The following is a 10,853-nucleotide window of genomic DNA, read 5'->3' on the forward strand; positions in this document are numbered from 1 at the left end:
AAGAGTTGGTGTTCAGCAGATTCATAAGAAGTGTTACTCTTGACAATACTAACATACTTTTATATACAAATCAAATTAAGGTGGTTTAAATGACTAAAAAGTTACTCCTTGCAATCATTCTTATAAGTTTATTATGCCCATCTCTTGCTTTTGCAAACACCCCAGTTATGGATGGCAGACCTATTATTGGGAAGGTTTTTTTGGATGATTTTGAAATTGGTTTCAGCAATCCTCCGATTTACTTTCAGGATAAAATCATGGTACCCGCACGTGCCCTTTTCGAAAAATTGGGCATTCAAGTCTATTGGATTGACAACAATCAAGAACTGCTTGGATACAAAGATAACGTCTTTCTTAAAGTACAGATTGGCAACGAAATTGCCTATGTAAATGGCAAAGCTGTTTCTATGGAAATCCAACCACTATTAAGATATGGTGAAATTTTTATCCCGGCTTCTTTTATCGCAAAAGTTTTTGATCTCAATTACAAATTGGATTCAAAAATGCACACCATTAACTTGGACTTTAGAGAAAATTTATATGAATATGAGCAATTTGACGGTGAGCACTATAAGAAAATTAACACGGTTAACTGGGGCATCAGTTTCTTTGTCCCTGAGTATTGGGAACGTTTAGAAGACACCTACGCATCTTACGGTTACCAGAGTGACTACGAATATTATAAGTTTGAACCTCGTGTTTTACCACTGGATAGCTCCTTTACAAGGGCCATACTTGCAGATGCTTTAATAAACAATCTCACCTATGAGTTCGGAAGTCAAATTTCCAACATAAAAACATCAGATCGCCTCTTTAATAACTTTTTATGTCGTGTCATCACTTATGACCTCAAGGATGGCGATACACATAAAAAGAGATTTCTCTATGTTCTCTTTGAAAACAACAATGGCTACATCTTCGATGGCGAAGTGGATGACACCATCAGTCGAGAAGACGCCCAAAAGGTTTTCGATACAATTGTGGGCACTTTCCAGATCAGCAAGCTCTCTGTTGATGATAAAAGGGAACACTACATTGAACTTGGAAAATTCTATGAAAGTAACATCAAACTAGACGTGCCCATTTATTCAAATATGTCCATAGAAAATCAGTTCATGTTTAGTGGAAGCGTGCCAATTGACACTGCTTTAAAGGGCCTTCATATAATTGTTTCTAAGGACAATGAAAAGACAGAATACTACGCACCAATCGTCAATGGTGTTTTCAAGGCAAACATTTTTACACCGTTCGGGCTAGGAAAGCACAATATTACAGTTATGATCGACGATGGCGGAAGTCAACCTTTAAATCCAACCGTTGGCCCTACGCTTGACGACGTCGTCAATGAGGCTATTTCTTTAGAAATGCCAATAGATGCAAAGAAGATCGCACTGAAATTCAGTGTTATCAACCTATCAGATGACGCCATTAAATTCTTGTTGCCTTCTGATTATATCAATTATGATGCCAATATCGTCTATCAAACCGCCAATAGCCTTACCTATAATCTAACGAACGACTACGCCAAGGCTAAAGTTGTTTACGAATGGCTGCTAGACAATTATTCGTATGAACCGATACTTGAAAGTTCGATGCTCTCAACTACAACAGATATGTTGACCAAGACAAGTGGTACAGAAGTTGATCTCAGCATACTCTATTCAGGATTAATGCGGTCCATGAACATTCCTTCAAGAATCGTGAGGGGCACAAACGAACAAGTATCTCATTACTGGGTTGAAAATTTCATCAATGGCAAATGGCAACTTTCAGATATCGCATGGGAAATTAGATTTAAGGATGACCAATCTAAAAAGACACTTAAATATTTCAATCTCAATGTGATGGGGCATTACTCTCAATACAAGAAGACGGAGTTTTTGCCATTTTAGGTATGACGAATGAAATTTGATTTTATAACAAACGCGCCCCTTAACCATCCTCCGAGCAAGCGTCCTCGACTTTGTCTGCGGATTGCTCTTCGGATGGTTAAGGGGCGCGTTTTGTGTATTTTTGCCGATTTACATTCATGTCTTCCGCATAATGGCGATCAAACACCTTGGCGTATGAGCGTCCTCGACTTTGGACCTGTCTTAAAAGCAAAAGTCAATTGATGAGGATCTTTATGACCATTGTCATCAATGCCACCGAGTATAATCTTCTCGACAATGGATTCAAAGACATCAGCATCAAAGTACTTCTTAAAGCTTTTAAGTCTTGCATTTTTTCTTTTTCTTCACTATTTGTTAATAAAAGTTCATTTGTTGCCTTGATTAGTCGTTCTTAATCAGTATTAAGTTCAAGAAGCTTATTATCATAATTTTTAAGGTCAATAGCACCATCAAGATGAAGATCAATCAGCTTCATGATTTTTTTGATGTTATATCAGTCCTTTATTTACTATTTCAAGTTTTCTTCTGGTCTACACTTTTTCACAAACAAAATGCCCCCTTCTTGGTAAACAGTTTGTAATTTTAACGATCTGCCTAAAAGGGAACATATCAAAGCCGAAATAGATAGGAGGGGCGCCGAAAATATATTGTTCTACTTATCAATTAATTCAGATGCTACCAAAAGGTTCCTTATTGCTGTTACTGCTTCTGCACAAGTAAAAGTATCTTTAGGATTAACCGCGTCCTTCGTTTTTCCATTGAATATTCCTGTACTTAAAGTTCTTTTTACATCTTCATATGCCCAAGCGGCTATCCTATGCGTATCAATAAAACTTGCAATCTTATCGTTATTAATCTCTTCTATTCTAGCAATATCCATTGCCCTTGAATACATCACCATTGCTTCCTCTCTACTAATCTGAGCACTTGGTTTAAATGTACCGTCTGGATATCCACTGATAATGCCATACTCAGAAGCGATATGAATAGCATTCGCCAGTTCGTCTGTCATTTCTACGTCAGAAAACTTTTGTGCACATGTAATTTCAGTTCTGTATATTCCAAGAGCCCTGACAATATATTCTGCAAACTCTCCTCTTGTAATAGCTCGATCAGGCAAAAAAGTCTCAGGATTCTTAATAACAAGTCGTGATGCCATATCGTTGACCGCTTCTTTTGACCAGTGATTGTTCACCGATTCTACAATTATAGGATTCCAAATGGCTGAATAACTGGAGTTTGTTAACGAATTGATTTCTGCATAGTATATGCCATCTTTAACAAATACCTTAGTTGGTACATGAGAAAAAGAGCCATCTTCATTATAAACTATTCCTGTTGTAACTTTACTCGGGTCAACACCATCTGGTAATTTAACCACACGCTTTACATATTGATTAAACTTTGAAACAGTCATCTGCTTTTCTTCACCAGTTACTGTTTTTGTTTTAGCAACAACTTCAAAACTAATAGGTTTAAATACAATCTCTTGACCGTTTGCTTTAGCTTTCTTCTCTATTTCACTTGCTATAGCTTCATCAGTTTTATTAATTTTGACTTCAATTTCAATTTCCTTTAATTGATCTTCTAGAACACCTAAGTTCTTAGCTACGCTCTCAATTCCAACCTCTTTTGCAGGAATCACATAGTGAACCTCTTTAGATATAATAGATAAATTAAAATCATTGTCATCCATACTCTTAACAATATCACCTGTAAGCATTGTTGTAATCTTATTTGCATCTTGAGTTGATATTGGTACCTCAATACTATTTATTTCTTGACTCTGATTCTTTACCACTTCTTCAATCTTTTTATTTATTACCTCTGAATCAACCTTAACTTCTACTACTTTTTCACCAGATTCTTCGACAACACTTTCCTTACCCGCTTTCTCTTCTTGTCCATTGATAATTATCACAGTATTTTCTTCTTGCTTTTTATTTTCCTCAATATTTTGAGATGAATCTGTGTTATCATTTGAACTTGAGCCAGCAGAATCTCCAAAATTTCCACTGCTGATCACTCTAGTCCATTTTGCATATAAGGTAATATCTTCTGCCATCACTTTATCTAATGTAAAATTCCAGGGTAACGTAAATTCCGAATCTTTATACCAACCACCAAAATTATAACCTGATTTTATAGGTGTTGTCGGTGATGTCACTTGTGAATTATAATTTACTGTAATCGGAACAACAATATTGCCTCCATTACTTTCAAAGGTGACTTTATATTGATTTACATTGTATTGAGCTGTAACTGTTAGGTCTTCTGTAATATTATTATATGTCACATCCCAGCCTGTAAAGCTGTATCCAGTTCTTGTTGGGTTCACTGGCGCCGTTGCTGGTTGACCTTCCTCAACAGATTGAACGTTAATCACCGTACCGTCATAGTCAAGAAACCTAACTTGATGAGTGATTGCATCGTAAACTGCCCTTACTGTTACATTATTTATTATATTATTAAATGGTAATGACCAACTTAAGAAAGTATAACCTTCTCTTGTTGGATCCGCTGGTGCTGATGCACCACTTCCGTGTTCTACAGTCTCTGTTTTCAATACTGCTCCATCATAGTCCTCAAAAGTAACAGTGTATTCTTTAGGTATCGAAATAGGATATAGAATCAAATCCTCCATAATATTTGTTGAAACATTAAAAACAGCTTTATCTTCAATGCCTTTTGTCCATCCAACAAAGGTTTGCCCCACTAAGTCTGGAATAAAATCTTGAATAAGTCCACCTTTTTTTATCTGTTGAGATTGAACCAAGCTATTGTCTAAATATTTGAAATCCACTTTATAGTATGTGGTTTCTTGGATATTGACATAAACACGTACAACATTAAATCGGCTCAAATCACTGGTGTCACTACCTGATTCACAAACAAAATAATCAAAATAGTCTAATGTATTTGCTTGAGCATTTTCATTCGGTGTATAAATCCAGTAATCTTGAAATTCTGTTAATGAACCATACTGAGGTTCAGAAGCAATAACTGTTTTTATGCTTAGCTGATCGGGATTATGATACATCTTTTTAATTTCAACCGACAAATTCGGTTCGACAGCAAAACGTAAAGGGACTTGAGATGGTTTATTATCATCAAGATTTACCATTGTACTTTCTAAACTACTTACCTTATCTATCGCTTTATCCCTTTCATTAAACTGCCAGTAAGCCATAAGATCATTGTATTTTGGATGAGTTGAATCTATTTCTTTATTCATCCAATTATAAATCTCCTCTTGAGTTAGAGCAGTGTCCCAAATTCGGACTTCATCGAGCTCTCCCCAAAAATAATTATCCAATTTTCCAATATATTGCAGTGGCGTTTCAATAGGATATTTACCGTTAAAATCAATAGCTTTTATGAAGGACCCATTGACATATACACGATAGTAAGTGCCATCATATGTTAATGCCACATGATTCCATTGGTCTGCAATTAATACATCACTAACGTGATAAGCGGACCAAACGCCAGTGCCATCAGATTTTTTCGCACCGAATCCAGCATGTATTCCAGTCCCATTATATAGATAAATACTTGGCGCACGGTCATGAACAGATGATATTTGGCCACCAATGATAGAACGATAGGTTGCTGTATCATTTATATTTGGAACAATCCAAAACTCTTGAGTAAATGTGTCGTCTAGAATTAAATGACTTCCTTCATTAATTTGGACATATTGATTGCTCCCGTTAAGTGACAAGGCATTTCCGAATCCTGCAGTTGGTGCTATCTTTTTAACAGTGAATTCTGCCGTTACTTCAAAGTCTGTATTGATATTCAAATCTGTTCTAGATGGGGTTGTAATGCCGTCACTCCATTTTGAGAATTCATAACCCTCAATAGGAGTAGCTGTTACTTCTGTTCCATTTGAACCTGGTTCAACCACTTGAATAGTATCACCTATTATCACACCACCAGTCGTTGCTTTATATTCTAGTCTTGGATTACGTACAACGATTGTAAAGTCTTTAGTTAATGCATAACCATATTTCACATCCTCGTCTACACCGTATTTTAAATAATAGGACCCGACAGGAATTTCTCTATTTAGAGTCAATCCTTCTTCGGTAAGATCTCCCACAATATAATCTCCAAAATCATCTTCTGCAATCTCAGATACCTTATCCAGCAAGTTGCCCTCGCCATCGTAAACAGCTATTGCAGGGAATGAAACATTGAAATCAGAGTCTTGCCCTTTCACCAGTTCTACAGACTCAGGCGTTAACACCATACTGGGTTTACTGAGTATGATATCAAAAGTAATAGGTGTTGCAGACTGGTCTTCAAGAGATACTGTAACTGTATAAGTACCATTTGGGGTATCCTCTCCAAGATTAATCATTTTATCCGAATGGTTGATCGTTCCCCCATAATCGTTCGTTATAGCTTCACAAGTGTAAATTATGTTTTTGCCTGTTACCACTTCGCTATTATCACGAATAGTGACATCTGGGAAATTGATCTCAAGGGTAGATGTTGTAATATTATCCAATTGGTCTATCGTCAATAAACGATTTATTGATTTATTGATTTCAACAGTTGCACTTTCACTTCCTAAAGTCAAATTCAATACGCCTGTAATCGAACCGACTGTTTCACTTGTTGCATCTGTTTTGTTAAATGGACTTGTATCATCCCATGCTACTGTAACACCATGTAAAGATGCCGATTGGGCTGCTGTAAGAATCTCTGAAGATGATGTGGTATTATTAACCGGTAGATTCGCAATTGCGTTCTCGATAGCCGTTTTGGCTTCGTTGATCTTTATAGTATCTTCATTCACTTTTTCCCAAACCGTTCCATTTAATACCCAGTTCCCACCCATTGGATTACCAAAAGTCGGCCCAATTGTACCACTATCCATGTTACTACCGTTCTTGCCGAATGCATGTAGATCAATCGTTGTAACGCTATCTGGAATTGTAACAGCTGTAAGGTTATTTCTAAAAAAAGCATTCCCACCAATTGATATAACACCATCTAGAATTGTAACTGTTGTAAGTTGATTTTCACTAAAAGCACCAACACCAATATTTATAACACTCGCTGGAATAGTAACTGTCTTAAGTTGATTTCCATTAAAAGCTGAATCGCCGATTGATATAACACCATCTGGGATTGTAACCGTTGTAAGTTCGTTATCAGAAAAAGCAAAATCGCCAATAGTTGTAACACTCTTTGGAATTGTAACTGTTGTAAGTTGATTATTTAAAAAAACTCCATTGCCAATAGTTGTAACACTATCTGGAATTGTAACAGCTGTAAGTTGATTATTAAAAAAAGCTGCATTGCCAATAGTTGTAACACTATCTGGAATTGTAACCGTTGTAAGTTCGTTATAAGAAAAAGCAAAATCGCCAATAGTTGTAACACTATCTGGAATTATTACAGAAGTTAAGCTATCATCCCTGAATGCGTAATCACTTATTACTTTAACTGCAACACCATTAATTTCAGCCGGAATAACAACATCTTTACTAGCACCGCCATAACTTGTGATGGTTCCCGTGCTTGGATTAAATGAAAAGTCCCACCATTCACTTGCATAAACATTTACTGGAAACACTGATACAATCATAGCCATTGTCACTAACAAGGCAAAAGCTTGTCTCTTTCGTCTATCATTCACAAATTTCATTGATTGAAACCTCCTCTTGAATGCATTTATACTTGTTGTTATAGGAAAACAACTAAAATACAGTTTGCATCTATAATAACATGATTCGTTCTTAAAACGTGTTTTCTTACCGAATTGTAAGTGATAAAGATGAAATAAAAAAACCGCTATTCCTGATTTCCAGAGACAACGGTTTCTTCTATCATATTATATTTTAATATTTGAATTTAAACTATTTACGATTTGCTTTATCCATAATCAAACGATATCCTTGTCCGCGAACAGATTCAATGTCAAGCTTTGGCAATTTATTTCTTATGCTGCTTACCCTAACCATAATTGTACCTTTATCGTTGTTATAGATTTCCTTCCATATTGCTTCATAAAGCATACCATAAGTCAATATTTGATTTGGGCGCTCTATAAAATATCGTAATAGGTCATTTTCTAAAGGTGATAATCGAATCATAACCTTTTCAGAATTGTTTTCAAATATCTCCTCAACAGTTCTTTCATTAGAGTTGTAAACGTAAGGTCCGATTTTAATATTCTCTAAATCATTTTGTATTTTTGATTGTAGTTTATATCGTCGTAGGTGAGCGCCTACACGAGCCAGGACTTCAGTTGTACTAAAAGGCTTTCGAATAAAATCATCACCTCCTAATGCAAGGGCTTTTGCCAAACTCTCATCATCATCTAAACAAGTGATGAACAGTATTGGCACATCATTGAATTTTCTAATATATTCACACAGATCATATCCATTCACTGTTGGCATCATAACATCTAAAATAACCATATCGTATACATTTTCCTCTAAATAGGGCATTGCCTTTTCACTATTATCAAAGGCCACAACAAGATAACCTTCATTTTGAAGGGTTATTTTAAGTATTTCTCCAATATCTTTATCATCATCCACTATTATTATGTTCATATTTCACCTCTGTTAACAGGAAAATATAGGGTAAAAGTTGTTCCTTCACCTAATATACTTTCACATCTAATTTCCCCTTTATGGGCTATTACAATTGATTTAACAATGGCAAGCCCTAGTCCAAAATGATGCGACTCATTGTTTCTTGTTGAATCCACGCGGACAAAGCGACTAAATATTTGCTCAATATTTTTTTCATCTATTCCAACGCCTTCATCTTCGATTATAATAACATAATAGTCATTTTCCATTTGACCTTGTATATTAATGGTTGAACCTTCGGGACTATAATCCATAGCATTGTCAATTAAATTGGCGAACAGTCTTTTAATTTGTCCATAGTCACATTCAAATAACATGTTCTCTAAAAGCACACATTTGATTTCATGCGATTGATCTCTATATGAGTCTACCACATCGTAAATAATTAAATCTAGCGATTCAATATCCTTGAGCATGGATTTCCTCTGCTCTACTCTTGCCAAATACAGAATATTTTCCACCAAATCTCCAATATAATTTACCTTCTTCAAAATAATATTCATGTAATGTTTTTGCTTTTCTTCATCTATTATTTTTCCTGAATTAATCAGCTCAACATAGCCTTTGACTACTGTAATCGGTGATCTTAAATCATGAGATATGTCTGAAAGTAATTGACGTCTGGATGCATCCTCTTTTTCAAGTAATTTCATAGACTCTAATAACTGGTCAGTCTTGTTTTTTACAACTTCATCCAGATAATTTTCATTAATCTCAGTCAAATAAAATTGTCTTGAAAAATCTGTAATAATAAAGTATGACATCATCAAGAAAAATGCAAATTGACCTGTCATTAACAAAATCGGGTACCTTGAGAATATGCCAAAGCTAAAACTAGATAATGAAATGCCTATGAGTAATCCATAAGACGAAACATATATCAATAATGCAAAATACAAATATGCGCCTCTTTTTTCACCCAAAACATAAATCTTGCCTAGTAAAACCAGTGCATACAGCAGAAAAGCCATAACTGCAAACAACAATATGATATAAAAATTATCTGCCGCTTGTTCTACTAATGTAATATAAACAATACTAATTATTAGAAGTGACAACGTAATCGGTATGAATTTCTCTCTAAACTTATATATGATGCCTCTTTTTATGAACAAAATAATTGATAAAGCGCTTAAATACTGTGTAACCAAGCTAGGAAATGCCTGTAAGTAAGAGTTTATTACATACAAACCTCCTTTGGGCGAGAACAGTATAAACGGTTCAAAATAAGTCAAGATAATATAACTATTTAATGCCCCCGCAATCCCCAGTGATAATAAAAATAAATGTTTTTTGTTACGTATATAAAGGCCTAAAAGTACAAGACCCATCGTCAAGTAAAAGACACTCTGGATACACTTTAATATCAATCGCTTGTTCCACATTTCAAATAATGCATCGTACTTACCAATAAACAGATGTTTTTCTAATTGCCCTCCTATATGCTCTGGGTTACTGATTTGAATAATTAACTCTAGCGCATTAGCTTCTTTTAACTTTATTAACCTACTCTCTTTTGACATCAGTATATTAACGCCATCTCCAGAAATACGACCTAGAGACGTAGCCAGTTCACCGTTTATAAAAACGTTAGCAGCGCTATATATTTCCTCAACAATTATCCCATCTACATTAGATAAGTCTCCTTGAATTTTTATATAGGCTGTTATTGAATCCTGTGGGTAACTGTATTTACGAATGCCATTAAAAGTTAATCGCTTAAGATCCTTTTCAAAAGCGTCTTCATTCGAAACATATGCCATCATTTTTTCTGGATCTAAAATACCATCTGCTACCAAAAATTCCCCATTTACATTAATAACTTCTGTATTTTCAATCTTCTTTAAATCTAATACACCATTTTCACCTTGAAAAGTTTTATCTATAAACGAGTTGAAAGCCATATACATTAATATATTCAAGATAACAAGAATAGTAACTAAAGTAATTATTTTTATTTTTCTCATATAACTTAAGCCTCATTTTTATCACAGAATCATAGCATATTTCTTATATCCCTATATTTCACATCCAAAAGTCAAACCTTACGACGAATTCGTCTTGCAGTTGCTTATTGCAATAATTTAAGATATCAGTCTTAACATAAAAAGTTTAGTTTTTAGCGATATGTGGTCGAATATGATTAGTCTTTTTGTATAGTGCTTCTATCGTCTCAGCGTGACTTGTGTACTCAATCATATCTAACGCCAACGCATTAACATTAGATTCAGGCTTAAATTACTTCTTCACTATATTTTAATTTTGGATCTCTCTTGACTTTTCCAAGAGTCAACGCTCTTAATCATATGTATAACCACTGTAAAGAAAAGAACTGTCTTTG

Annotated in this window: 4 protein-coding genes; 1 reads left to right on the forward strand and 3 read right to left on the reverse strand. The window is 34.9% G+C overall.

Annotation, left to right across the window (positions count from 1 at the left end; translation table 11 throughout):
* Window positions 1–89: 89 nt before the first annotated feature.
* Window positions 90–1,892, forward strand: coding sequence for a stalk domain-containing protein (locus AC220I_RS12615; protein ID WP_486724198.1), 1,803 nt, complete (start codon window positions 90–92; stop codon window positions 1,890–1,892).
* A 652-nt stretch (window positions 1,893–2,544) separates the two neighbouring features.
* Here AC220I_RS12615 and AC220I_RS12620 read toward each other — a convergent pair.
* The 3 genes from AC220I_RS12620 to AC220I_RS12630 form a co-directional block, all read right to left on the reverse strand.
* On the reverse strand, window positions 2,545–7,554 hold the full coding sequence (locus AC220I_RS12620) for a leucine-rich repeat protein (protein ID WP_486724199.1): 5,010 nt from the start codon (window positions 7,552–7,554) through the stop codon (window positions 2,545–2,547).
* Between the two features lie 211 nt (window positions 7,555–7,765).
* The gene (locus AC220I_RS12625; protein ID WP_486724200.1) at window positions 7,766–8,470 is read right to left on the reverse strand and encodes a response regulator transcription factor; all 705 of its coding nucleotides are present in this window, start codon (window positions 8,468–8,470) and stop codon (window positions 7,766–7,768) included.
* Complete coding sequence (locus AC220I_RS12630) at window positions 8,467–10,479, reverse strand: sensor histidine kinase (protein WP_486724201.1); 2,013 nt, start codon at window positions 10,477–10,479, stop codon at window positions 8,467–8,469. The genes AC220I_RS12625 and AC220I_RS12630 overlap by 4 nt, the downstream gene beginning before the upstream one ends.
* Between the last annotated feature and the right edge of the window lie 374 nt (window positions 10,480–10,853).

It is taken from the genome of Fusibacter sp., from assembly GCF_057447755.1.

Coding starts and splice junctions, on each gene's coding strand:
- AC220I_RS12620 (WP_486724199.1), bottom strand. CDS start 7,554: ATGAAATTTGTGAATGATAGACGAAAGAGACAAGCTTTTGCCTTGTTA.
- AC220I_RS12630 (WP_486724201.1), bottom strand. CDS start 10,479: ATGAGAAAAATAAAAATAATTACTTTAGTTACTATTCTTGTTATCTTG.
- AC220I_RS12625 (WP_486724200.1), bottom strand. CDS start 8,470: ATGAACATAATAATAGTGGATGATGATAAAGATATTGGAGAAATACTT.
- AC220I_RS12615 (WP_486724198.1), top strand. CDS start 90: ATGACTAAAAAGTTACTCCTTGCAATCATTCTTATAAGTTTATTATGC.